At 37.1% G+C, this 24511-nt stretch carries 25 protein-coding genes; 6 read left to right on the forward strand and 19 right to left on the reverse strand.

Going from position 1 to position 24511, the window contains the following annotated elements:
* Positions 1–22 precede the first annotated feature (22 nt).
* From MKX82_RS26395 to MKX82_RS26425, 7 genes are all read right to left on the reverse strand, one after another.
* On the reverse strand, positions 23–922 hold the full coding sequence (locus MKX82_RS26395) for a quinate/shikimate dehydrogenase (protein WP_233315016.1): 900 nt from the start codon (positions 920–922) through the stop codon (positions 23–25).
* 48 nt (positions 923–970) lie between these two features.
* On the reverse strand, positions 971–2149 hold the full coding sequence (locus MKX82_RS26400) for an MFS transporter (protein ID WP_233315015.1): 1179 nt from the start codon (positions 2147–2149) through the stop codon (positions 971–973).
* 40 nt (positions 2150–2189) lie between these two features.
* Complete coding sequence (locus tag MKX82_RS26405) at positions 2190–3389, reverse strand: MFS transporter (RefSeq protein ID WP_341081329.1); 1200 nt, start codon at positions 3387–3389, stop codon at positions 2190–2192.
* Between the two features lie 517 nt (positions 3390–3906).
* On the reverse strand, positions 3907–4923 hold the full coding sequence (locus MKX82_RS26410) for a LacI family DNA-binding transcriptional regulator (RefSeq protein ID WP_233315013.1): 1017 nt from the start codon (positions 4921–4923) through the stop codon (positions 3907–3909).
* A 152-nt stretch (positions 4924–5075) separates the two neighbouring features.
* A complete protein-coding gene (locus MKX82_RS26415; RefSeq protein ID WP_237942975.1) occupies positions 5076–5681 on the reverse strand; it encodes an alpha/beta hydrolase in 606 nt (201 codons plus the stop codon).
* Positions 5681–6625 carry a ring-cleaving dioxygenase gene (locus tag MKX82_RS26420; RefSeq protein WP_341081333.1) on the reverse strand — a complete coding sequence of 315 codons (945 nt, stop codon included), beginning with the start codon at positions 6623–6625 and terminating at the stop codon, positions 5681–5683. The genes MKX82_RS26415 and MKX82_RS26420 overlap by 1 nt, the downstream gene beginning before the upstream one ends.
* Before the next feature lie 200 nt (positions 6626–6825).
* Positions 6826–7044 (reverse strand): hypothetical protein, encoded by a 219-nt coding sequence (locus tag MKX82_RS26425; RefSeq protein WP_233315010.1) that lies wholly within the window; start codon positions 7042–7044, stop codon positions 6826–6828.
* 164 nt (positions 7045–7208) lie between these two features.
* Here MKX82_RS26425 and MKX82_RS26430 point away from each other — a divergent pair, with 164 nt between their 5' ends.
* On the forward strand, positions 7209–7883 hold the full coding sequence (locus tag MKX82_RS26430; protein ID WP_233315009.1) for a response regulator transcription factor: 675 nt from the start codon (positions 7209–7211) through the stop codon (positions 7881–7883).
* The gene (locus tag MKX82_RS26435) at positions 7880–8920 is read left to right on the forward strand and encodes a HAMP domain-containing sensor histidine kinase (RefSeq protein WP_341081336.1); all 1041 of its coding nucleotides are present in this window, start codon (positions 7880–7882) and stop codon (positions 8918–8920) included. Before MKX82_RS26430 ends, MKX82_RS26435 begins: the two co-directional genes overlap by 4 nt.
* A 45-nt stretch (positions 8921–8965) precedes the next feature.
* Here MKX82_RS26435 and MKX82_RS26440 read toward each other — a convergent pair whose 3' ends face one another.
* The 7 genes from MKX82_RS26440 to MKX82_RS26470 form a co-directional block, all read right to left on the reverse strand.
* Positions 8966–9094, reverse strand: a complete 129-nt coding sequence (locus MKX82_RS26440) for an FbpB family small basic protein (RefSeq protein WP_233315007.1) — start codon at positions 9092–9094, stop codon at positions 8966–8968.
* Positions 9091–9252 (reverse strand): Fur-regulated basic protein FbpA, encoded by a 162-nt coding sequence (locus tag MKX82_RS26445; protein ID WP_233315006.1) that lies wholly within the window; start codon positions 9250–9252, stop codon positions 9091–9093. Before MKX82_RS26445 ends, MKX82_RS26440 begins: the two co-directional genes overlap by 4 nt.
* A 211-nt stretch (positions 9253–9463) precedes the next feature.
* On the reverse strand, positions 9464–10105 hold the full coding sequence (locus MKX82_RS26450; protein WP_341081338.1) for a copper homeostasis protein CutC: 642 nt from the start codon (positions 10103–10105) through the stop codon (positions 9464–9466).
* Between the two features lie 34 nt (positions 10106–10139).
* A complete protein-coding gene (locus MKX82_RS26455; RefSeq protein WP_341081340.1) occupies positions 10140–10934 on the reverse strand; it encodes a PTS system mannose/fructose/sorbose family transporter subunit IID in 795 nt (264 codons plus the stop codon).
* A complete protein-coding gene (locus tag MKX82_RS26460; RefSeq protein WP_341081342.1) occupies positions 10918–11736 on the reverse strand; it encodes a PTS mannose/fructose/sorbose/N-acetylgalactosamine transporter subunit IIC in 819 nt (272 codons plus the stop codon). Before MKX82_RS26460 ends, MKX82_RS26455 begins: the two co-directional genes overlap by 17 nt.
* Positions 11737–11745: 9 nt before the next feature.
* Positions 11746–12696 (reverse strand): PTS mannose/fructose/sorbose transporter subunit IIAB, encoded by a 951-nt coding sequence (locus MKX82_RS26465; protein ID WP_341081343.1) that lies wholly within the window; start codon positions 12694–12696, stop codon positions 11746–11748.
* Positions 12687–14012, reverse strand: a complete 1326-nt coding sequence (locus MKX82_RS26470; protein WP_341081345.1) for an alpha-L-fucosidase — start codon at positions 14010–14012, stop codon at positions 12687–12689. The genes MKX82_RS26465 and MKX82_RS26470 overlap by 10 nt, the downstream gene beginning before the upstream one ends.
* Positions 14013–14215: 203 nt before the next feature.
* On the opposite strand from MKX82_RS26470, the gene MKX82_RS26475 reads away from it, so the two are divergent.
* From MKX82_RS26475 to MKX82_RS26490, 4 genes are all read left to right on the forward strand, one after another.
* Positions 14216–15667: a rhamnulokinase gene (locus MKX82_RS26475; protein WP_341081346.1), complete on the forward strand. Its 1452-nt coding sequence runs from the start codon at positions 14216–14218 to the stop codon at positions 15665–15667.
* A 114-nt stretch (positions 15668–15781) separates the two neighbouring features.
* A complete protein-coding gene (locus tag MKX82_RS26480; RefSeq protein ID WP_341081348.1) occupies positions 15782–17563 on the forward strand; it encodes an L-fucose isomerase in 1782 nt (593 codons plus the stop codon).
* A gap of 20 nt (positions 17564–17583) precedes the next feature.
* On the forward strand, positions 17584–18222 hold the full coding sequence (locus MKX82_RS26485) for an L-fuculose-phosphate aldolase (protein WP_341081350.1): 639 nt from the start codon (positions 17584–17586) through the stop codon (positions 18220–18222).
* A 53-nt stretch (positions 18223–18275) separates the two neighbouring features.
* A complete protein-coding gene (locus tag MKX82_RS26490; protein WP_341081351.1) occupies positions 18276–19037 on the forward strand; it encodes a DeoR/GlpR family DNA-binding transcription regulator in 762 nt (253 codons plus the stop codon).
* Positions 19038–19492: 455 nt separating this feature from the next.
* Here the strand turns inward: MKX82_RS26490 and MKX82_RS26495 are convergent, their stop codons facing one another.
* The 5 genes from MKX82_RS26495 to MKX82_RS26515 all read right to left on the reverse strand — a co-directional run bounded on the left by MKX82_RS26495 (position 19493) and on the right by MKX82_RS26515 (position 24495).
* The gene (locus MKX82_RS26495; protein WP_341081352.1) at positions 19493–20029 is read right to left on the reverse strand and encodes a PadR family transcriptional regulator; all 537 of its coding nucleotides are present in this window, start codon (positions 20027–20029) and stop codon (positions 19493–19495) included.
* A 43-nt stretch (positions 20030–20072) separates the two neighbouring features.
* Entirely contained in the window at positions 20073–21257 is a 1185-nt protein-coding gene (locus MKX82_RS26500; RefSeq protein WP_341081353.1) for a YhgE/Pip domain-containing protein, read from the reverse strand.
* 168 nt (positions 21258–21425) lie between these two features.
* The gene (locus tag MKX82_RS26505) at positions 21426–23000 is read right to left on the reverse strand and encodes a YndJ family protein (RefSeq protein WP_341081354.1); all 1575 of its coding nucleotides are present in this window, start codon (positions 22998–23000) and stop codon (positions 21426–21428) included.
* Positions 22969–23577 carry a DUF4166 domain-containing protein gene (locus tag MKX82_RS26510; protein WP_233315001.1) on the reverse strand — a complete coding sequence of 203 codons (609 nt, stop codon included), beginning with the start codon at positions 23575–23577 and terminating at the stop codon, positions 22969–22971. The genes MKX82_RS26505 and MKX82_RS26510 overlap by 32 nt, the downstream gene beginning before the upstream one ends.
* A 3-nt stretch (positions 23578–23580) precedes the next feature.
* Entirely contained in the window at positions 23581–24495 is a 915-nt protein-coding gene (locus tag MKX82_RS26515) for a DoxX-like family protein (protein ID WP_341081355.1), read from the reverse strand.
* Between the last annotated feature and the right edge of the window lie 16 nt (positions 24496–24511).

Below are 24511 nucleotides of genomic sequence, written 5' to 3' on the forward strand. Positions count from 1 at the left end.
TTTTCTCTCCAATCGTTTATAATTATTGATTGTCTCCGAATAAAATTTCCTTCACTTGCTCAACAGGCATATCAACACCTGTAAACAGCTTAAACCCTAAAGCACCTTGCCATAACATCATTCCTAAACCGTTAATTGCTGTTGCGCCAGCTTCTTCTGCCTGTGCCAGTAATTTAGATTTTTGCGGGTTGTAAACAACATCTGTTACGACTAAGTCCTTACGTAGCACATCTAAAGTGTCGTCAATAATACTTAAATGATCTAGCGGCTTCATGCCAAGGCTTGTACCATTAGCAAGAATTGCACTCTCTGCTACTTCACGACGGAATGCTTCTTTATCTTCTAGTGGAAACAGATTAGCTTTTACGCCGAATTGCTTCATTTCCTTATTAATGTAATCTACATTTTCCTCAGCTTGCACGAAGAAAGCATCATTACGAGCGAAAATGCTGATTTCTCTTATACCTGATTGTACTAACTGGATTGCAATTGGAGTCGCCGCACCGCCTGAACCAACTAGTGTTACTTTTTGGCCTTCAAGGCTTACACCATGTTCGATTAAGTTCTTCACATAGCCTTGTCCGTCTGTATTGTATCCAATTAATTTTCCGTCACGGTTCACTACTGTATTGCTGGCACGAGCATATTTTGCCGAATCATCCAGTTCATCCAAATACTCTAACACTTTCATTTTGTTCGGCATAGATACATTGAAGCCTGCTGCCCCTGCTGCTTTTAGGCCTTTAACTGTTGCTTCAAGCTCATCATTACCAACTTCAAAAGCAAGATAAGCATAGTTTAAATCTGTTAAAGTGTATGCTAGATTATGCATACGTGGTGAAAGACTGTGCCCGATTGGTGTAGCAAGTAAGCCTACTAATTTTGTTTTTCCATCAATATTTTTTTCGTGTACGTTTGACATATTAGTAATCTCCCTTATTTCATAAATTTGTATTTTTATATTTAAATATTAAGCAAAAATCTTTTTGAATCTGCTTAATACGTATACAGCAAGAAGAACACTGACTACTGCGATGACCATATCGAATACTAATGTCATCGATATTCCCGCCGAACCTACTAAACTGCTAGTAATGATTGGAACAAGTATAAAGGATGCACTTGAAGCAATATTTACATACGAAGATGCAGTTGCTTTATTTGCTGGGAACAGCTTCATCATAATACTTAATGCTAATTGCAGAATTCCTGATGTAAACAGCCCCATTAAAAAGGTACAAACCAAAACAATTCCGTAAGAGTTGACCATAAATAAGACAAGCATGGATACAAAAGCACCGATTGGATAAACGATTGCCACCATAATTGGCGAGATGAATTTATCTAACACAACAGCGAGTAACAATACGGAAACAAGTGCGCCGATACTAAAGTAAGAAAGCAATTGCACTGCTTGGCTTGAATCAAGTCCTATAAATTGTTTACCTAGCTGCGGCAGCCATGTTTGCCATACAACAAATAACGCTGTTGAGGTGAAGCCCATTAAAATAACGGCAATTCCTTCCCCAGCAAACTTTGGCTGTGCTTTAAACACAGTTTCAGCAGCACCATCTGCTTTTGTAAGATTTTTATGATTTGGGAAAGGCATAAACATTAAGTAAATACCAGTTAGTAGATATAACACTCCAAGTCCAAAGAATGTCCAGCCCCAGAAAATACCGTTAGCTACTAAGATTGCCATGATAAATGGAAGCAATGTAGCACCGATTGATACAGATGCTTTCACTAACACAGAAGCTGAGCTTGCTTTCTTCGGGAATGACTCTGTTAAAGCTGGATACGTCCCTGAATCAAGCAGTGAATTGGCGATACCAGCAGATATGGCAAAGATAAATGCTACGATATAATTGGTTGTCGTTGGAACACCAATTAAGAATACAAGATAGAGGAAATTAGCCGTTATAATGACTGGCTTTCTTCCTAATTTGTCAGAAAGACGGCCAACAAAAAACAAGGCTATTAATTTCCCAATTCCAATCGCAGAAACGAGCAGGCTTATTTGTCCAACAGAAACTGCGTAACGTTCCGAAAGATTATCCATATTGGAGGCGATAATAATATTGATCATGCCGAGCATAAAGTAGTTCATATACATTCCAAATGATGACTTGATAAAAGGATTTTTCATTTTTACACTCCTAAATACAAAAGCTTTTTTAAATAAGAAATTATTTCTCTAAAATTAATTCGCTGTGCTTGTTCCTTTTGCGCATATATATAAACAGAGCAAGAATCGTGCTTATAAAAGCAATAACAAGGTCTAACACAAACACAGAGGAAACTCCTAAATATTTGATAGATAGCCCCGTAATGAAAGGGATTACAATAAAGGCGATACTCGCAGCAGCACTTATATACGAAACGCTTACTCCTTTGTTATGTGGAAATAGTTCAATCATGACCGTAACAGTTAACTGAAATATCCCTGACATAAACAATCCTAGACAGAAGGCATTCACAGCAATCAATGTCGGATTTTTATTAATGATTAACAACAATAATGCAAGGAACGCAAATGCTGGTAGAATAACTATGGCCGTAATCGGTTTTATCGTTCTTTTTAACAGGACAGCAAGCAATAGAATGGAGATAAGCCCGCCTGTACTGTAAAAGCTCAGTAATCCAATTGATTTCATCTTGTCTAAATGAAGAACCTCTTGTCCGTATGTTGGCAGCCATGTTTGTACGACCGTAAATAAAGATACAGAGCTAAATCCTAATAATATAAGTGCAGCACCTTCTTTCCAAAGCTTTGGTCCAGTCGAAGATGCAGTCTCTGAACTAGTTTCTTGAGACACCTTTTCTTCCTTGATTTTTGGAAAGCTAACCTTCATTAACAACAGCCCATTGCATAAGAACAGTAAGGCAGGAACAAAAAATACTAATCCATAGAACAGTTCATGCACGATAAAAAAGTTAATCATTATTGGAAGCAATGATGCACCAAAGGATATAAAGGCTTTTAAAAGAACGGTTGCTGTTCCGGCAGCTTCATTAAAGGCTTCATTTAGTGCAGGGTACGTACCTGAATCGAGCAAAGAATTGCAGATACCTGCGACAAAGGCCAGTCCCATTGCAATTTGATAATGCGATGTCAGTGGGATTCCTATTAGGAAAACCATATACAGCAAGGCAGCAGCCACCACTAGCGGCTTTCTTCCATACCGATCGGAAAATCGGCCTGAAATATTAATAGATAGTAAGTGCCCCACCCCGACAACTGATATTAACAAACTGATATCGGTTTTTTCCACATTTAGTTGCTCAGATAAAAAACTCATATTGGAAGCTAAGATAATATTGACCATTCCTAACAGGAAATAACTCAAATACAAGCCTAGCGCCATGTTTAAATGTTTATGTTTCATTTGATACTCCTAATTTTAGGTTAAACGCTTACAACCATTACTATTTGTTTTCAACTTGTTTTTATACGTTAAATCACCGTTTTACAAGCTGATTACTTCATTAGCTTTATTAACCTATTTAGTACATCGTTCTACTAAATTAATTAGAATAAATTCCTTATCTTATAACAATTTAAAATTCTATCACCTCTCTTTTAGTATATCGTTCTACTAAATAGATAAAAAATATCTCCTTGCACCTATAAATTAATCTTGTGCGTATTTTAGTACATCGTTCTACTAAAATACTTTTTATAGATACAAAAGGATCTAATAAAAAAAGTTATTTTTAGTAACCTCGGTTACTTTACGTACCTATAATAATCCTAAAATTACTAAGAGTCAAGAATTAAATTTTGTATTAACAAGGTGTCAAAGTGTGAAACTAGCTCCAAACCGCACTATATGAGGATGCAGAAGATAACAAAGCACCAAAAAACTTTAATTTGGATACTCCGCTTCATTATCTTCATTAGTATTATGTAGATGTTTCTCTAATAACTAGTTCTGGATTTAAGATAATTCGTTGTTGAATTGGATCGTCCTGTTCCAGTTTATTATATAAAATCGTCGCCGCTTTGACTCCTATCGTACGAGGAAAGGAGGAGACTGTTGTTAACGGAGGATGATATATTTCCGCTTCAGGAATGTTATCAAAGCCTACAATATCAATATCTTTACCTGGAGTCATTCCCTTCATTCCTAAACCTTGCAGTACACCAAATGCAACAAGATCACTAAAACAAAAAATAGCTGTTGGCGGATCGGGGTTTTTAAGCACCTCTAAAACTGTTTGAACGCCGCCTTCACTCGTCGGCAGACCATCGATTATGAGTGATTTATCCACTTCTAAACCAGCCATAGAATGTGCTTCCTGAAAGCCTTTCATCCGGTCTTTCCATGTGGTTGACATCTTTATGCCTCCAAGAAAAGCAATCCGCTTATGTCCCTTTTTTAAAAGATGCTCTACAGCAAGGAAAGTTCCCTTTATGTAATCAATCCCAACATAATCACAATTCGCATGATCTACTTCTCTGTTTGCAAGCACGACTGGCAATTCTAAATGATTCAATTGACTTACTGTGCTTTTGTTGCTTTTTGATGCTGGATTAATAATCAGACCATCCACTCTATGTTCAACCATAGTAGAAATTAACCGTTCTTGTTTTAACACAGAATCAAAGGTTGTTCCCAGTAATACGGTATAATCCATCTTCTCAAGTGTTTGTTGAACACCTATTAAAAATTCGGAAATAAATTTATTCGATATATCCGTCACTATCACTCCTATAATTTTAGAGCTTTGTGACCTTAATTTAGCTGCGACTCGATCGTATACATATCCTAGTTCTTCAATAGAATCTAATACTTTTTTTCGAGTAGCATCTGAAATTCGAGGATTGTTGCGAATGACTAAAGAAGCAGTCGAAGTCGAAACACCGGCATGTTTAGCAACATCTTGCAAAGTAATCCTCCGTTTTCTTTGTTTCAACAAAATCACCATCTAATCTTTATAAGTTATCTATTATTATAATCGATATTCTGCTGTTTGCATCATTTGTTGTATTAATTTAACTATTTTAAGCTTTTCATACACGAAAAAAAGTCCGATAAGATGACTTATCAGACTTAATGCGGGAAAAACGCTTAAAAGACTTTTTTATACCAGCGAGATGCAGCCTCTGCTTCTGTTGCTGTCAAGGAATGGCCGCGGCTTTCCCAATGCATTTCAACGTCGGCATTTGCTTTTTGCAGCAGTGACTCGAGCTCACCAGACTCCAATGGGGAGCAGATTGGATCATTCGTTCCAGCTGTGATGAAGACAGATTTCCCCGAGAGATCTGGCAAATCAATGCCTCTTCTTGGCACCATCGGATGATGAAGAATAGCACCTTTTAATGCGTCTTTATAGTGAAACAATAAGCTTGCTGCAATATTAGCTCCGTTAGAGTAGCCGATTGCGACAATATTTTGGCGGTCGAACCCATATTTAACTGCTGCCTCATCCAGAAATGCATTCAATTCATTTGTTCTGAATACTAAATCTTCTTCATCAAAAACACCTTCTGCCAGTCTTCGGAAGAATCTTGGCATGCCATTTTCCGATACATTTCCACGAACACTTAATACAGATGCCTGATCATCCATTAAACCGGCAAGTGGAAGCAAATCTAATTCTGTTCCTCCAGTGCCATGCAGCATTAATAATGTTGGTCTTTCAGGATTGGTTCCTTTATTAAATATATGCTTCATTATTTATCTCCTCCTAAAGAACGTATCTCTATTTTTGGTAATGTCTGTTCCAATTCTTCTCTTTTAGCTTCCAGCCATTCTGGCAGCATCAGCTTGCTTCCGAGCGTGTCAATAGGTTCATCTGCTGTAAAGCCTGGCGGATTTGTTGCTATTTCAAAAAGAATGCCGCCTTCTTCATGAAAATACAATGCTTTAAAGTAATTACGGTCCCGTATTTCTGTTGGGTAATAGCCCTTTTCCTCTAGTAGAGCTCTCCATTCTAACAGTTCTGCTTCATCCTTCGCTCTCCAAGCAATATGATGAACCGTACCTGCACCCATTAAACCGCGTATAGATGGATGGAGCTGAATATCAATAATATTCCCAAGGTCCCCTGCTGATCTGAATCTTAGAATTTCTTCCTGCTGGCCGACGAATTCTAAGCCTAATATATCTTCAAGCACTGCCTTTGTTTTATGAGGCTGAGCAGAATATAACACCGCTCCGCCAAAGCCCTTTATTGCATTTTCAGTTGCTATTTCATCAGTACTCCAAGTATTTACTGGTCCTTCACTTCTTTCGACAAGCTCCAGCTGCAGTCCATCTGGATCACTGAACTTGATTGTTTTCTCTCCAAAGAGTACAAATGAAGTGAATTCGACTTCGAAGCTGCTTAACCGATTTTCCCAAAAGGCACTTGACCCGGTTGGAATAATATATTTAGTGACACCGACTTGAGCTGTTCCTATTCTGCCTTTGAGCTGCTGTTCCCAAGGAAAAAACGTAATAACTGTACCAGGGTCTCCTGTCTCATTGCCGAAATAAAGATGATAAACCTCTGGTCTGTCAAAATTGACTGTTTTCTTAATAAGTCTTAAACCGAGCACGCCTGCATAAAAATCTATATTCCTTTGAGCATTATTTACCATTGCTGTTATATGGTGAATACCTAATGTTTTCAACATTGTCTTTTTCCGCCTTCCACAATTTATTGGTTTTTAGGCTTTTATGTTAAAATCCAGGAAGTCTTTAAATATCTTGAATTCGAGATATTAATTTAAAAAAATATTTCGAATTAAATTATCTTGAACACAAGATAATAATAAGCTATATTTCCATAAGTGTCAATATAAAATAAAAAAGATTTTTGCCATTCCTTTACAGATTACTCCCTCTCTGTAAAGGAAATAATTTCGGCAATGCCCATAAAATTATTGCTGCGAAACCCCCATAAGTCATCATTTCCAATAAAGTGATAATTAAGCTGCTTCAATAATGCCTCTAAACTCTCTTTATTATCTGTTATATGCAGCTTATGCTCCTCAATCAGCCGTTCTTCTTCCCCGCTTACCTCATAATAACTGAATAATATGGAATAAAACACTTACACTTTCCCCCTGTTTATATACATTATTTTATTTGTGTTTCTACTATATCCTTGGAAAGTAAACTCAATATAAACTTAGTGTAGGAATAAATTGATTTTCAGTTTACATTTCTTCGTTAAAATTATTTATGTCATAATAGTGATATGGAGGCGCTAAGGTTATGTTTAAAATATTAGTTGTAGAAGATGACCAAAATACAAGAAAGCTGATGTGTGCTGTACTTAAGCAGTATGGGTTTGACGCATACGCTGCAGAAGATGGCATTGCAGCACTTCGCTTTATGGATAAACAGCATGTTGATTTAGTGGTGCTTGATTTAATGATGCCAAATATGGACGGTTATGAATTAACAAAACAGCTTAGAGCTGCATGGGAGCATTTGCCGATTTTAATGGTAACAGCAAAGCAGGAGCCAAACGATAAAAAGCAAGGGTTTCTTGCCGGCACAGATGATTATATGACAAAGCCAGTTGATGAGGAGGAGATGATTCTCCGCATTAAAGCCTTGCTTAGAAGAGCACAAATTGCGAGTGAACATAAGCTCGCAGTCGGAGAGGTAATTCTTGATTATGATGCATTGACCGTTTCCAGAAGGGCTGAAGTAATCACACTGCCACCTAAGGAGTTTTATCTTTTATTTAAGCTGTTGTCCTATCCGAATATGATTTTCACTCGCATGCAGCTGATGGATGAAATTTGGGGAATGGAGTCAGACACAGATGACCGCACTCTTAATGTACATATTAACCGCCTGAGGGACAGGTTTAAGGAATGGACAGAGTTTGATATTATCACCGTAAGGGGCCTTGGCTACAAGGCAGTGAAAAAAGCATGAAGGATTTTTTCACGAAACGGTTAAGCCTTGCGATTACATTAGTGATTTTTGTCTTTTTCGTATTTTTAGCAACGTTTGTTATAGCATTGGCGATTACGATTTTTTTAAACTATATCGGCTATGTAAAACATAGTGATATGACAAAAGCACTTCCTTTCTTTGGATTTGTAGGGTTTTGCATCCTCCTTGGAACCTCCCTAACTGCTTTTCTCAGTAAAAAAGCATTAAATCCAATCCGGAAGGTCATTGATGCGACCCATAAGGTTGCTGGCGGTGATTTCTCCGTAAAGGTTAATTTAAAAGGGATTGGTGAATTAGAGGAACTGTCACAAAGCTTCAATAAAATGACCTATGAGCTTTCCAGTATCGAAACTTTGAGAAGTGATTTCGTCAATAATTTCTCTCATGAGTTCAAAACCCCGATTGTATCCATTCGCGGCTTTGCCAAGCTTTTGAAAGAAAATAATTTGCCCGAAGAGGAGCGGCAAGAATACCTTGATATTATCATGACCGAATCAGAGCGGTTAGCAGCTTTGTCTACGAATGTTCTTACATTGTCTAAATATGAAAATCTCGAAATTATTTCTGATAAAGAGCCGTTTAGACTGGATGAACAAATAAGAAAAGCTATCGTTTTAATGGAACCAAAATGGTCTAGTAAAGACATCAACATAAATGTGGAATTGGATGAAGTAACATATTGCGGCAACGAAGATTTAACACAGCAGATTTGGGTTAACCTGCTTGATAACGCCATTAAGTTCTCCCATAACGGCAGCTTTATACATGTTATGCTGGCTATCAAGGCGGACAAAATCGAGTTCTCCATTCAAGACGAAGGAGTCGGCATGGACGAAGAAACGAAAGCACGCCTTTTCGATAAATTTTATCAAGGTGACATCTCTCATTCAAAGCTAGGAAATGGACTTGGATTATCACTTGTAAAGAGGATTATCCAGCTTTGCCGCGGTGACATCTCTGTCGAAAGTGAAATAAATGAAGGCAGTAAATTCACAGTAAGCCTGCCAAAATGTTAAACAGAAAAGCCGATAATTTCAAATATGAAAATTATCGGCTTTATTTCATTTTTGAGGCTGAGGCTGCATATGCTTATCGTCAATCTTCTTATAAATTAGCTCCACTGATTTACGATCCTCTAAAATCATTTTTTTATTTTCATTCACTAGTTCTTTAAAGGTCTTCTTTCTCACCGCTTCTTCCTCCCCATATGTATCATATACTCATTTTCCAATTCACTAAGACTAAGCTCATATAACTGGACATTTTCTTTCTTATAAATACCGATGTTTAATAATTGATCTATAATAAAAGCCTTTCTGACTTCAACTGCGTTATTCCATATAGACAAAGGAAACATCCTCCTCTAATTGATAATAATTTTCATTCTCATTATCATCATACTGGATAGATGAAAAAAATTCAACTTTTACACCATAAATTTATAAAATTCTTACAATTCTAGTTAAATAAAAAAGCTGCACATGGCAGCTCTAGAATGAAGGCTTATACTTATGAGTTAGGTGCTTAAACAACCGGTTCTCTTCCCTTAGAAATGAGGATCATAGTTTTACTATTTTCGTTCCGTGTACTTCTTCCACCTGCAAAGCGTCTAATACACCTTCTACGTTTTGATAATTTATGCCTGCACCTGGTAACATGATGATTCGATTTGCTGCATATTCGATTAACTGTTTAAGATGAGGAAAGTTTTCTTCTATTGTTTGTTCAGGGCTGCCGCCATGTGTCAAAATTCTAGCAACCTTTTTTGCCGCAAGCCAATCAATAGCTCTAAATTGGTCCTCTTCTGCCAGTTCATCAAATGCCATATGAAAAGTAATTTCCATACCTGCTGATAAATCAATTAAACGGGCAGTCAACTCTTCATCAATCCAACCATTCTTCAAACAGCCAAAAACGACTCCATCCGAACCAAGTTGCAAACAGACTTGAATATCAGCAGCCATCATCTCTGCCTCTGCACTACTATATTCAAAATTCCCACCTCGAGGTCTGATCATTGTCATAACCTTAACACCAGCATGATGAGCGAGCTCAACCGTTTTTTTAATTACCCCATAAGAAGGAGTAGTCCCGCCAACAGCTAAGTTATCACAAAGCTCAATCCTCTTTGCTCCCGCTTTAATAGCAGCAGGAATATTCGTTAAGTTCTCAGCACAAAACTCCTTAATCACATCTTTCACCTTTTATTCCTCCTAAATTGCTTGACCACATCACTTACATTATACCTAAAGCTTTCAAAATAATTGCTAAAACAATAGTAGACAGAATCGCTCTAGTAGAGTTGAAGTATTTTTTTCCTAACAACCAGTAAATGACTCCAACTAAAAGGGCAGGAACCATCATCGGCATAATTTGGTCCATTGTTTCTTGAATATTTAATTCTACATCACCTGTTTTAAATGTTAATGCTATTGGTGCTTTAATTACGGAAGGTATCATAGCACCAATAACAGTAACCCCTAGTAATGTGGCAGCATTGGTCAAGGCATTTAGGTGACCAGACATACTGCTAACTAATTTTACGCCTTGTTTGTATCCAATTCGTACAGAAAAATAGCGGAAAATAAGAATAACAACATTCACTAATAGCCAAATAACTACTCCAGTCGAATTTCCCTTTAAGGCAAGATATGAGGCAACTGAACCAAACACGGTAGGGAAAAGCACACCAAAAATAGTATCACCTACACCTGCAAATGAACCCATTAAACCAGTTTTTAAGCTGGCTACCGTATCTTTAGCTTTATATCCTTCTGCTTCTTCTGCAGCAATATCCATTCCGAGTATAAATCCACCCATATGAGGTGTTGTATTGAAGAATTGACTTTGAACACGCATCATTTCTTGGAGTTTGTCTTTATCTCCACTATATAATTTTTCTAATACTGGTAGCGTAGAGTAAAGGTAGCCGCCGCCCATCATTCGTTCATAGTTCCAAGAAAGTTGGCTGCCAATCAACCAGTTAATACTTACTTTGTCTATGTCTTTTTGATTAATTTTCGTACTCATCTTCACTTAATCCCCCTTTAACTTGTACAGAAGCATCTGCAGTTGCCACACTTAGTTTTACTATTTGTTGTTCACTGATTAACTTCTTAAATTGAAGAATTGCTAGAGCAAAACCAAGTAAAGCTACTCCGAACATTGGCATATGCAAATATGTAACTGCAATGAACCCAATTAGTAGATAAGTGATAAAATTCTTCACTGGCAAATAGCGCAACAAAATTGCTATCCCAACAGCCGGTAGCATTCCGCCAGCAACGGATAATCCGCCTGTTAACCATTCCGGAATAACATTAGAAATAAACTCAACAATGCTTTCACCAAAGCTAAATACTAGAAAAATCGGTAAGCCACGAGATAAACCCCAGCTTAGCGTACCTAATAAATGGAACATTCTAATCTTTGAGAGGTTCATTTCTTTAATTCCATGATCAATCCTTCTCTGGAAGAATACATTACAAAAGCGAGCTAGGATATCTAGTTGAATCATTAATAAGGCAACTGGAACTGCTAAACCAATTCCAAACTCAACACCTTTTCCACTCATTACTGCAAATGCTGTTCCAACTATGGAGGCAGTCATATAATCGGGAACGCTGGCACCACCATACGCCTGAATACCTAGACCCATTAATTGTAGGGTAGCACCAACAGCTAACCCTGTTTTTAAATCACCCATCACAAGTCCTGTAATCGTTCCCATAATTAGTGCTTGATTGGCGAAAATGTTTATTCCTAAATTCTCAACAATTGCATAAAATCCTAATAATGATAGAACAATAATTTGCCAAATTTCAATATTCATTAATTCCCCCTACTTTCCATAAAACTGTGAAAATGATTTTTCTTCTTCCATTGGAACCATTTGAGCAGTAACTAACACACCTTGTTTTTCTAAATCTAATAGTTTTGAAATAGCAGCCTCCGTTAAAAACACTGATTTTTTAATTTGGATTGTGCCTTCTTTTAAACTGGCATTTCCTAAATTGAATCGTTCAATTGGAACACCAGCGTCGATCAAGTCAAAAATAGTCTGGATCTCTTTTGCAATAATCATCACTTTTTGACCTTCATATACTCCTTGTTTCAATCTTGTTGAAGCGGTGTCAGTTTTTAAAATACTTAATTTAATTCCACCAGGAACAGCTGTCTTCAAAGATGCTTTCGCAATTGGGTCATTTACAACATTGTTATCTATGATCATGACACGCGTGGCTCCTAAGTTCCCTAACCAAAGCGTTGCTACTTGACCATGGATTAGCCGTTCATCTAGTCGGACATGTTGAATACCCAATTGATTCATCTTTTTATCTGTCATTATCTCCCCTCCTCTCTTTATTTTTGATTCAATTACCTTTACTGGCTGATATGCACTTGTACGTATTCCATCTTTCCCGTCCGATATAATGATGTTTGCAATGTCAGTAACACTTCTTTCTGGAATAAATCGCTCACTATACGCCTGAAGTAACATCGGGACATTCAGTCCAGAAACAACTTCCATTTTTCCAGCATGTTCCTTAACCAGCTGATTTGCTTGATTAAACGGCGTTCCTCCCCAAAGGTCAACTAAAAATAAAAGCTCGTCATCCTTTTCAAAAGCCGCTACCACTGCTTCTAATCTACTCTTAAATTGCTCTGGACTGTCTTCTGGCATTAAGAGACAGACTTCTACCTTGTCTTGCGTGCCCATAATCATATCTCCCGTTTGTTTGATACCGCTCGCAAATTCACCATGACTGGCAAGAATAATTCCTACCCCCATTTTTCAACCTCCTTTAATGTCAATTCAATGACAGGGATTAATTCATTCGGTTCACGAATTGGTAAGTTTAACATCAACATTGACGGATCGAGGGCTTCCTTTACATGAACTTCCGTAATTTCTTTATAAAGATTTGTCGTAGCTACCCTTTCTCCACCTAGATTTTTCGTATCTGTAAAACGTATTTCAGAACCGTCATTCAATAGACGAGCAAAAGATACTTTTCCACCAAGGTCAGGCAATAGAATCGTTCGATATGGCCAGCTAAAAATGTGTAGGAACAGTTTATTTCCTTTTTGTGTATAACGACAATCTAACGGTGCAGGATATTTACTTCTTGTCGCTCCATAAATCGATGCACCATGTCTTGCTAACCAATCACCTACAGCAGCTAAAATCGCATCGCTGTTATCATCCCAAAGTCCTCTTGCATTTGGGCCAATATTCATGGTGAAATTTCCGCCCTTAGAAACGGTATCAACTAATTGTTTTGCAACCATTTCACTAGATTTAAAGCTAAGATTGTCACGGTCATATCCCCAACTATTATTCAAGGTTTGAACGGTTTCCCAAACATCCTCTTCATTCTCCATTCCTTTACTTCTAGCAAATTGTTCAGGTGTGAGTACGCCTCGGTTTAAACCTAATCGATCATTAATGAAAATATTAGGTTGTATCGAATAAATCAGTTTTTCTAATGCAACACTGCCCCAATCATCGGCCCCTTTTCCAATAGAAGTACCCCAATCTCGGCTTTTATAGGAGAAATCAAACCATAGATAGTCAATAGTTCCATAATTCACCAACAACTCTTTAACTTGTGCAAACATAAATTTACGATAGTTCTCCATGTTACCGGAATGAGCAGCAATATATTCTGCATGATTTCTCATTGGATGATATCCATCCACAAGAAAATCAGGATGATACCAATCAAGAAGAGAGTAATAGATACCTATTTTCAAACCTTCATCACGAAACGCTTGAATTAGCTCACTTAATAAATCTCGTTTATAAGGTGTATTCGTTACTTTATAAGTGGTTTCTTTTGTATCCCATAAACAAAAACCTTCATGATGTTTTGCTGTAATGATGACATATTTAAATCCTGCTTCCTTTGCTTTTTTTGCCCATATTTTTGCATCCAACAAATCAGGATTGAATTGTTCAAAATACTTTTTATACTTTTCAACACTGATTTCCTCCAGTGTTTGGACCCATTCATGCCTTGCCGCAACGGAATATAAACCAAAATGTATAAATAATCCATATCTACTTTCTGAAAACCATTTCCGCTTATTTGTTGTTATCGTCATCTGTTTCCTCCTGTGCACTTATTGAATTGAATAGCAATATGATATCGCTTACATCATGTTTTTTCTATACCTGAAAACATTATTGACGTTTGTTCAAAAATACGTTCATCTCTTAAATTTGAAAGCGTTCTAATTTAGAATGGATATTATTCAATCATTCTTAACGGAATTGATTGAGAAATTAGCTAGATTGGAGGGGAAATATGCGGACGATTTTAGCCTTTGATTTAGGCGCTACCAGTGCAAGAGGGATTGTTTATTGCTTAGATAACGGTATCCTGCAAGAAAAGGAAGTTCATAAGTTTACAGATTATCAGATATTTGCGCAGAAAAATGAAATTCGTTGGGACATAAATAAAATAGTCATCGAGATACAGAAGATAATTGAAATTACATCAACCAACTATGCTCTAGAAAGTATTGGCTTTGATTCTTGGGGCTGTGATTTTGGTTTGATAAACCGAGCAGGTGAATTAATGATGCCTCCACTATGTTATCAGACGATGTTACAAGAAAAAAATTTACACTATGGAATGAATCTGCCGGACCATTTTCGACTGCGTACCGGGATTTCAAATGCTTCTATTAACACTAGTTCCCAACTGCTTTACTTAAAAGAAAACTATCCAGAACTCTTGGAACAGGCTGAACATTTGCTAATGATACCTGATTTAATTCAATATCTGCTCACAGGTTCAATCCTGACAGAATCTTCTATTGCTTCAACAAGTCAATTATTCGACATACAAAAACAGCAGTGGGCGTTTGATTTGATTGCAGAGTTGGAAATACCAACAAAATGCTTTTCAACAATCGTCTTACCTTACACCAAGATAGGATTCGTAAAAACAGAAAAGGATACCATCCCTATTCATTCTGTTATGCAGCATGATACGGCTAGTGCTATTTATGCTTTACCAACAAGTGATCATGCTAGTTATTTCCTCTCATCAGGAACCTGGTCTGTTTTAGGACAAAAAGCAGAAAGTGGGTTGATTTTACGTCATCCACTAGAAACCAACTATTCTTATGAACAATCTGGTGACGGGAAAATATTAAAATTACAAAACATGCTCGGAATGTGGTTTATTGAGGAAGCCTTACATGAGGTCAATCAAATGAATGCTATCTCCATTCAACACATTCAGGTCCTGCTAGAAAAAGAGCCATCCATTGACTTTTTCTTTGATAACCAAGACGCCAGCTTTCTAGGAAAAGGACTATTTATTCCTGAACTAAGAAAGTATGGAAAACAGCATAACCTTCCCCTACTTGACTCAACAGGAAAACTGTTCTTAGCAATTTATCAAAATCTCGCATTTAAATATGCTTACACATTTTCCTGTCTTATGGGGGAAAATCGAAAAACTATTTTTCTGTTTGGTGGTGGCAGTAAATCTGAGTTTTTAAATCAACTTACAGCCGATTTAACCAAGTGTACTGTCGCTGTTTGTTATTCAGAAAGCTCTGCTTTAGGTAATGCACTTGTACAATTTTTAGCGCTTAAAGCTATTCGGACAAGAGAGGAAATGGTGTTATTAGTAAATGATAATCATCCACCAGAATATTTCTTACCTAGAAGAAATGAAGCATTTGAACATTCCTATCAACACTATATAGAATTTATGAAAAATCTAAATTCTAAGCACCTCTAAATATATCAATCTAATACAACATTCAATAGCTACTGACCTATCCTATTTTCGGTAAACAACGGAATAGACGTAGGTTATAGACTATCAAAACAAATTAACTTAAGGAGAAAAACCATGGATTATCCTAAAATCGGTATTCGCCCTACTATTGATGGCAGACAAGGTGGAGTACGAGAGTCTTTAAAAAAACAAACGATGAATATTGCTCTACAGGCAAAAAAACTGATAGAAACTTCTCTATTTTATATGGATGGTACTCCTGTAGAGTGTATTTTGCCCAATCTGACAATCGGCGGTTATGCGGACGCTAGTTTAGTTGATGATGAATTTGCACGAAAAGATGTTGTTGCAACACTGACCGTAACCCCATGTTGGTGTTATGGAACGGAAACATTAGATTTACGTCCAAACACATTTAAAGCTATCTGGGGCTTTAATGGAACGGAACGTCCCGGTGCTGTTTACTTAGCTGCTGCAATGAGCGCTTACGCTCAAAAAGGAATACCAGCTTATAAAATTTATGGAAAAGATGTCAAAGACAACGATGATACAGCTATTCCTGAAGATGTGAAAGAAAAAATATTACTCTTTGCTCGTGCTGGTATTGCAGCTGGCGAAATGAAAAATAAAGCGTATATTAATATTGGCTCTTCTTCAATGGGTATTGCAGGTAGTCAAATCAATCAATCATTTTTTGAAGAATATTTAGGTATGCATATTGAATACGTAGACATGACAGAATTACTACGTCGGATTCATTTAGAGATTTATGATCGTGAAGAATATACAAAACTTCGCTCATGGATTGAAAATAATTGCCATGAAGGAATTGACATTAATACCGGCAAAGAGTTCCCAGACATTATTGTGAAATCTCGCTATATTTCTGATGATAAACAATGGGATTTTATTGCAAAACAAACACTGATTGTTCGTGACATTTTATTTGGTAATCCAAAACTGAAGGAATTGGGCTGGAAGGAAGAAGCCAAAGGACGAAATGCAATAGCTGGAGGATTTCAAGGACAGCGTCAGTGGACGGATTGGTTACCAAATGGTGATTTCTTGGAATCTATTTTAACTAGCAGCTTTGACTGGAACGGTCCTAAGCAGCCAATTGCCTTCGCAACAGAAAATGATACCTGTAATGCGGCTGCCATGCTTTTTGGAACATTATTGACGAATAAAGCTCCTATTTTCTCTGATGTGCGAACATACTGGAGCCCTAATTCTGTTAAACGTATAACTGGTTACACATTGGAAGGAAAAGCGAAAAATGGTTTAATTCATTTGCTGAATTCCGGGGCCAGTGCACTTGATGGTAGTGGTGGCAGTTTGGATGAATTTGACGAAGCAACCATGAAAGAATTTTGGCGTATGACTGAGCAAGATATTAGCGCTTGTTTAAATAAAACAAAATGGTGCCGTGCTAACTATGAATATTTCAGAGGCGGCGGATTCTCTAGCCAATATCACTTACAAGCAGAACTTCCATTGACACTAATTCGTATCAATATCGTAGACGGTGTCGGTCCTACCCTGCAAATCGCTGAAGGCTATTCTTGTGAGCTTCCCGAAGAAGTACATGAAATTTTAAATAAGCGGACAGATCAAACTTGGCCAACGCTTTGGTTTGCACCAAATCTAGGAGAAGCTGGATTTGAAGATGTCTATACGATGATGAATCATTGGGGAAGCAACCATGGAGCAAGTGTTCATGGACATATTGGTACAGAGTTATTGACATTGGCAAGTATGTTAAGAATTCCTGTTTCCTTACACAATATACCTAAAGATAAAATATTCCGCCCGCATGCTTTTTCTAGTTTTGGAACAAAAGATCTAGAGTCAGCAGATTTTTTAGCTTGCCAAACTTATGGTCCATTTTATAAATAATGAAAGAGAGAAGGAAAATTATGTATTCTTTACAGAAACAACAGCTTATAGAGTATGGGAACAAATTAATCAAGGATAACTACACACTTGGGACAGGAGGAAATCTAAGTGCTTACATCCGTGAAAAACAAGTCATGTTGATTACTCCATCAGGCATTCCATTTAATGAGATAACCATAAATGACATTGTCGTTATGAATTGTGACGGGGAAATTCTAGCGGGAACAAAGCTTCCGTCAAGTGAGTGGCAAATGCATGGTATTATATATAAAAACCGTGAAGACATTGATTGTATTATTCATGCACATACAGTTTATTCCACCGCACTTGCTGTTTTGAGACAACCATTACCAGCTTCACATTATATGATTGCTGTTGCAGGTAAAGATGTCCAATGCGCCGAATATGCCTCTTTTGGAACAGAGGAACTTGCAAAAAATGCATTTGAAGCGATGAAGGATCGAAAAGCAGTCCTTTTAGCAAACCATGGTGTGTTAACTGGCGGAAAAACAATGCTTGAAGCTTATACTGTGTTAGAAGAACTGGAATATTGTTCAAAAGTCCATCTAGTTGCCTCCAGCGCTGGAACACCAACCATTATGCCGGAAGAAGAGATGGCAAACATGGCAGAACGTTTTAAAACATACGGACAACAATAAATAAATTTGTGCTAAAATTGAAAAAAATCAACTTTTATTAAGGAGCGAACAGAATGATGAAGGAATTGCGAAGAGATCATATTTTGTCTTTGTTAAAAAAACACAAAAAAATGGAAAATTCCAACCTTCAAAAAGAATTATTCTGTTCCCCTTCCACGCTCAGACGGGAATTATTGTTATTAGAGAAAGAGGGATTAATCCGCAGATACCGGGGCGGAGTAGTATTAGAAGTTGAAAAAAACCATGTCATTTCTACACGATATCGTGAAAATGTCATGATTTTAGAAAAGGAACATATCGCTGAAATTGCCAGTACATTTATTGGTCCAGGAATGAGCCTGTTTATTGACGCAAGTTCAACAGCTAAAGCCCTTTTACCTTATTTAGCAAATCTGTCTAACGGTGTCATAATCACAAATGGATTAAAAATTGCCTATGAGTTATTACATGTTTGTCAACAAGATACTAAAATTTATATGATTGGCGGGGAAGCTATTAAGGATGCAGAAAGCGTTGTCGGTGATTATGGTAATTCCTTTCTTGAACTTTTCCACATCGATTTATGTATTTTAAGCTCCACCGGCATTGACCTAACCGGTGTTTATGAAGCAAACTTTGCCCAAGCTTTGTTCAAGAAAAAAGTGATGAATTTAGCGGAACAATGTTTATTATTAGTTGATTATACAAAATTCGAAAAAAAACATGCTTACAAATTTTCCGATTGGTCTTCTTTTGAGTGCGTAATTACTAATCATCAACCTACCTTAGAATATCTTAATTTAGCAAGAAAATTAGGTGTAGAATTGTTATACTAGTCGCTTGCTCGAAAATCGGGCAAGCCTTTTTTATGATTATTGGTAGACCTTCTATAAGATAAATAAAAATACCAATAAATTCTAAATTAATTATAATAATTAAATAACAAATTACTACAGAGGGGTCAAAACTATGATGTTATTTATTCCAATGATTATAGGAATTGTTTTAGGTTCAATCATCTATTTTACTGATTCAATATTGAGAAAAAATGACAAATCATCAGCAGCTATATCATCGGTATTATAGGAGCTGTTCTATCCATTATTTTGTTCTTCATCGGCTTTAAGTGTATAAGAGGCTTTGAAGGTGCTGCATACGGAATCACTGCTATTCCTTTCTTTATTCTTGCAGTTATCTCCATTTTTCTTAAAAACTCTAACACTAGTTCCATTTATCAGTGAGAACACAGCCAACAAAAAAACAAGCCAGAATCAAATTCCGGCTTGTACTCTTATATTTCCTTATTCTTTAACCTGTTTATAAGCTCTTCCATCCAATGAATGGTATGTTCTGTTCTTGTTGAGTAATACCCGCTGATAAAATTCAACAGTTTTTCTTTATCTGGGTAGAAGTCGACATTATCAAATGTCTTAATTTCTTCCCAGCGCGTTGTGAAGCTGACGAGCTTCTTTTCTAAAATCGAAATGATTTTATCTCGTTCAACGTATTTCAAATTCGATAAACCTACAAGCATATCGGTAATGGCATCGGCATTTTCAAAGAGCTTGTAAATTTTCTTCGGCAATTCTTCCCGACCTTTATCTGTAATACCGAAGACTTGTTTATCTGGTCTGTGTTCCTCTTTAATAATTTCAACTATCTCAATTAATCCTTGCTTAACCAGCGATTCGAAATGATAGTAAAGCTTGCTTTCTGTCAATCCGACAAGCTGATCAAGGGGAATAGGTGCTGACAGCTGTTTTTTGATTTTATAAGGATAATTATTACCCTCCATCAATCTGCTTAAGATAAATATTTGAATGGACATTATTTAAGCTCCTTAAAGGCTAATTATCCTTATTCTAGCAAAATTAAGCTGTAATTTCAGCCCCATTTTTTGATGCTGCTTCTGTTTCTTGAGCTTCAAGTGGTACAGGTTTGTGAACAAATGCGACGATAGCAATATTAATTAGCATTGCTGCTGCCCCAATTACTGCCATTGACCAAATATATGGACTTGGACTGATGCTTCCATACATATTTGCAAAGTATGCCTGCACAGAGTAATACATTGGTGAAATATGACTCATCCATTCATATGGCAAGTACATCATGTCACGTGGTATTGTGGCACCATTTGCTAGTGTTTGGACTAAAAGAATTGGCAAGTTGAGAATCATCCCGCCTTCTCCTACTAAGAAAATTAAAATCGCTGTGAAGTTGAAGCAAACCATATAGTTTAAAATTTGTTGTCCTAATAAACCAAAGAATAAGTCACCGCTAGGCTGGTTCACTAAATAAGCGATTCCTGCTGCGACTAGTGAAGAAACTACGGCAATTAATAATGCAGTAAATTCTACATAAGCAAATAACCTCGTTTTGCTTGCTTTACCACGGCTCGCTTTAAAAGCAGCTACAAGCTGCATCGCACCAATCATTGCCCCAACATAGCCTGCCATTGTTAAAAACATCGGCAGCATATTATTGTTCATCCCGTCTGGAATTTCATTTATCGAGACAACATTCCCTGTATAAGCTGTTTCGATTTTATTCGCTAATTCTGCTGCCTGGTCTTCTGGAACATTAAAGTTCATTAGTACTCCTTGAGCTGTTTGCTGAGAGAATTGTGTGCTTAGTTGATTATTGATTTGAGTAACTACTGAGTTCATCGTTGACGATACAGTTGTTGCTCCTGCTTCATTAATTGTGAAATCAATGCTTGATGAAACTTCCCCTTTTTGTAAATCAGCAGAGAATGTTTCTGGTATATGAACAACTAATGCTAAGTCATTTTTCTCTAAGTCCTCTAATGCCTGACTGTTAGACAAGTCTGTTTCAATTTCTTTAAATGGCAGATTTTCCTCTAGCTGACTTGCAATCTGTGCTCCATATTCGCCGGCATCTTCATTAACAATAGCAATCGGCAATTTATCTACATTTCCTGGGATTGCTGAATACCCTGGCAAAAAGATACCAAGCATCGCAATCGCATAGAAAATCCCCATGAATATTGCGGCAATTGCTCCCCTTGTTTTTAAAAATTGCTTAAATTTCATAGATTACATCCCCTTATAAAAATTGAAGTACTCAAATTTGAGTACTTTTAATAAAGTATTTCATCATTTTATGGTATTATTCATTTGCTGTCAACTAAGAAATTCTTGTAAGATGACAAGCTTTTTAAAAGCATATAAAAAAGAGGCTAGTAGTTTTAGCCTCTTTAACTAGTTTATTTGTTTAGCTTCATCTCTCGTTATAATCCGATAATCGATTTTCAAAAAAGGAACACCAAACAGCTTCATTTTATGAATCGCTGTAAGTTCTCTTTTTGTTGTTTGTTCAATTACAAAGGTTTCAGATAGCGGTAGCCTAAACAGCCATGTACCAATTGCCAAATATATACCCGGATCTTCGCCCCCTGTGCTTGATAACTCAAGAGTGTCTGTAATGCAATCGAGCTTTAATATGCCTATCATGGTTGAGAACGGAAGAGGGAGCGCTATATTCATATAGGCTCTTCCTTGCGTTTTATGGCTGGAGTATATAGCAGTGAAAACAGTACGGCCATTGACTTTACGTATCCATGCCCTCGGAGAGTTTCTGCCATCTAAAGCTTCATTTACGCTTAGAATTGTCCCATTCATTTCCACTACTTGTTTCGATACAGGAAGATTTAACTGCTGAATTAATCTACTGACAGGCTTATAGATTAATAGTAGCGGCTTGAACCAGCCTGCCCAATGGACTGCCGCAAACAACCGGTATTTGTCTGTATGCTCATAAAAATCAACAATCATCGGCGGTAATCTTCTTATGTCCACAAACATGCTTAAATCATCGACGAGCCCAGACTTGGCTGTATTTTCTGGGGTTAATTGTCCCCTTATGTTGCTGACTGGAAAGCTCCAAGCAGGCTGTTTCGTTTTCGGCAGGTGAATTGCCCAGCCAATTATTCCTAGCAGTCCAAATAACAGGCAGTTCACTAAACCATGAAAAATGAGCATAAAATCCAATGTCACATACCACTTTCCAAAGGCTCGCCCTACTGAATAGATAAGAGAAAATAGAATAGTAACACCAAGTGAGCTATAAGAAATACGAATGAGTAATCCTTGCAGAAAGGCAGGGAATTTTGTTTTCATCGCTAAATAAATTAATCCATAAATGCCAAAAATATAGAAAATAACAGATATAAATTCAAGCAGCGGCCAAAACGTAATACCGACAGCTACTAACATAGGTGCAGCTAATATTATCGGCACGAGGATATTATAAAGTTTGGATGTATGAATTCGGCCAAATAAACCGATCGATACTGGCAGTATAAATGCAGAATAATGAAAGTGTATTGCTGTCAGCCAGTTGAGCATGTGACTAAAACCAGTATTAATCCCGTTTATATGAATGAAAAACCAAATTCCCCCCATAAACAGATACATCATTCCTATATCAATTGAAATCTCCGCCCAGTTTACAAAACCGCGTTTTAAAAAACGACGTAGACCTGACAATGCTACTGTAAGCGTAAATAGTAAGTAAATTATAGATAATATCATTTGTCCAGTATGTATAGTGATAACTTGCAGTAAAAGTACAGAAAAAAGCCCTGTCCAGATAAAAATAATCTGCTTCTTGTTTAGTTCCATTATCAACTGAAGTGTCATTGGTACAAGGATTTGCTGTGCTGCAGTCAATAACAAAATATACGGCTCAGTTGTCAAAAAACAGTTTGTCAGAAATAAAATAACTCCACCAACTATTAAAGTGTTAGAGCTGTTCAGATGTGAACCCGCCTTCATAAGCCATCAACCTTCCTATAATCGGATTGTGGATACGAACTTGAATCGTATAAACGTCGTTGATATCATCATACCCCTCCATAACCGTTACTTTTCCTTCAAAAAGCTTAGGTATAGGAATTTCCCATTTTCCAAGCAGAAGGCGCTGAGCTCCAGATTGAATCTGTAAGCTCCCCTCTTGGGTAACAATGAATTTTAAATCAGAGTAAAACAAGTTCGGTTCTCCTAAATAATCTTTTACAATCCTTCGTTTTGCATCAATCGTCATAAACGCGTTAAATTGTCTAGTAACATGTTGAAAATAAAAGGTCCGCTCCCAATAGATTTCTTGTTCTCCATTTGGAAGCTGTTTTGCAGTGTTTCGTATCGTAAATGGAATATTGCTTCCCTCTTCTGGGAAAAGAAACTTCCAACGCACGGCCAATTTTAAAAAGGGCTTGAGCCAGCTTTTTCCGCTGATGATGGACAGCATTGTTCCCCTGCCATGAAACGGATGTTGTAGTGAAATCGAATAGCGTTCTTGCAGTTTTGGATGCAGCCTGTTGAACTCTTCACCTAAAATTTCTTTATAAATCATTGACTAACCCTTCCTTCTAGTACGGATACAGTTAGCAGCTGTCGGCAAATCTTTTCCAAGCTGAAAACCTACAAATGATAAAATCCACAGACTCAAGTTAAATGTTAGCGGGTTAAAGGGATGTGTCATAATCGACGGGTCTGCAATCACTGCAGACATTGTTAATATAGGGAAAATAATTAATTGAAGTGCATGCAATACAGTCTTTTTGCGGTATACTAGCCAAACTACACCAAACATTATTTCAGCAGCTCCAATGAGCCGCAATAGCAGTCGAACCTTTTCTCCTTCGATAGAAGTTAAGTGGGATAGTATTGTCAGCTCTGCAGAATGCATCGCTAATAGCTTTGGCACTAGACCTTGATAAACCCAAACTAGAAAGAATAGTGCTGTAATGAGTGCACTGCAGCAAAACCGTAAGTATTGGAGCCTTGGCAATTCTCCCTTTTCGAGCCACCGCTTTAATACGTCAAAACTTAAGGCAGTCCCCCAGCCAATTAGCGGTCGAAAAAAGAAATCAACCATCCTTCCAAACAGTCCTTTTTGACGTATTTCATAATCATATTGTGTTAAGAATATCATCCCTTCATCGGTGGGTAGGTATTGCCAGTATCCCTTTCCTTCCTTAATGGGAGAAATTTTTTGGTTTGTACCAAAATGAAGGGAGGATGTTCTTGTACCGTCCTGTTTATTATGATCCCCAACGCTTTTTCCCCACCCTGCCACTTTTACACCAAAGCCAATATTCCTTTCATATAGAAAGAACTGCGGTTCTTCTTCGGTATCTTTCGGCAAATATGAAATGGAAGAAAACCGAATATCCCATTGCTCATGCAGTTCAGGTGTTTGTGTTTTCTTCCATACCTCTTTTAGGTCGGCTTTAATTGGAAGCTCTACATATATTGGTTTATGTTTCATAACACTACCTCTAGTT

The sequence above is a fragment of the Niallia sp. FSL R7-0271 genome, from assembly GCF_038005785.1.
GTDB lineage: Bacteria > Bacillota > Bacilli > Bacillales > Cytobacillaceae > Niallia.

What these genes read in the sequence shown, in the direction of transcription:
- MKX82_RS26470 (WP_341081345.1), bottom strand. Translation starts at nt 14,012, where the DNA reads ATGACGATAACAACAAATAAGCGGAAATGGTTTTCAGAAAGTAGATAT.
- MKX82_RS26405 (WP_341081329.1), bottom strand. Translation starts at nt 3,389, where the DNA reads ATGAAACATAAACATTTAAACATGGCGCTAGGCTTGTATTTGAGTTAT.
- MKX82_RS26420 (WP_341081333.1), bottom strand. Translation starts at nt 6,625, where the DNA reads ATGTTGAAAACATTAGGTATTCACCATATAACAGCAATGGTAAATAAT.
- MKX82_RS26460 (WP_341081342.1), bottom strand. Translation starts at nt 11,736, where the DNA reads ATGAATATTGAAATTTGGCAAATTATTGTTCTATCATTATTAGGATTT.
- MKX82_RS26495 (WP_341081352.1), bottom strand. Translation starts at nt 20,029, where the DNA reads ATGTCCATTCAAATATTTATCTTAAGCAGATTGATGGAGGGTAATAAT.
- MKX82_RS26480 (WP_341081348.1), top strand. Translation starts at nt 15,782, where the DNA reads ATGGATTATCCTAAAATCGGTATTCGCCCTACTATTGATGGCAGACAA.
- MKX82_RS26510 (WP_233315001.1), bottom strand. Translation starts at nt 23,577, where the DNA reads ATGATTTATAAAGAAATTTTAGGTGAAGAGTTCAACAGGCTGCATCCA.
- MKX82_RS26400 (WP_233315015.1), bottom strand. Translation starts at nt 2,149, where the DNA reads ATGAAAAATCCTTTTATCAAGTCATCATTTGGAATGTATATGAACTAC.
- MKX82_RS26430 (WP_233315009.1), top strand. Translation starts at nt 7,209, where the DNA reads ATGTTTAAAATATTAGTTGTAGAAGATGACCAAAATACAAGAAAGCTG.
- MKX82_RS26415 (WP_237942975.1), bottom strand. Translation starts at nt 5,681, where the DNA reads ATGAAGCATATATTTAATAAAGGAACCAATCCTGAAAGACCAACATTA.
- MKX82_RS26490 (WP_341081351.1), top strand. Translation starts at nt 18,276, where the DNA reads ATGATGAAGGAATTGCGAAGAGATCATATTTTGTCTTTGTTAAAAAAA.
- MKX82_RS26500 (WP_341081353.1), bottom strand. Translation starts at nt 21,257, where the DNA reads ATGAAATTTAAGCAATTTTTAAAAACAAGGGGAGCAATTGCCGCAATA.
- MKX82_RS26505 (WP_341081354.1), bottom strand. Translation starts at nt 23,000, where the DNA reads ATGAAGGCGGGTTCACATCTGAACAGCTCTAACACTTTAATAGTTGGT.
- MKX82_RS26465 (WP_341081343.1), bottom strand. Translation starts at nt 12,696, where the DNA reads ATGGGGGTAGGAATTATTCTTGCCAGTCATGGTGAATTTGCGAGCGGT.
- MKX82_RS26455 (WP_341081340.1), bottom strand. Translation starts at nt 10,934, where the DNA reads ATGAGTACGAAAATTAATCAAAAAGACATAGACAAAGTAAGTATTAAC.
- MKX82_RS26475 (WP_341081346.1), top strand. Translation starts at nt 14,216, where the DNA reads ATGCGGACGATTTTAGCCTTTGATTTAGGCGCTACCAGTGCAAGAGGG.
- MKX82_RS26435 (WP_341081336.1), top strand. Translation starts at nt 7,880, where the DNA reads ATGAAGGATTTTTTCACGAAACGGTTAAGCCTTGCGATTACATTAGTG.
- MKX82_RS26515 (WP_341081355.1), bottom strand. Translation starts at nt 24,495, where the DNA reads ATGAAACATAAACCAATATATGTAGAGCTTCCAATTAAAGCCGACCTA.
- MKX82_RS26485 (WP_341081350.1), top strand. Translation starts at nt 17,584, where the DNA reads ATGTATTCTTTACAGAAACAACAGCTTATAGAGTATGGGAACAAATTA.
- MKX82_RS26395 (WP_233315016.1), bottom strand. Translation starts at nt 922, where the DNA reads ATGTCAAACGTACACGAAAAAAATATTGATGGAAAAACAAAATTAGTA.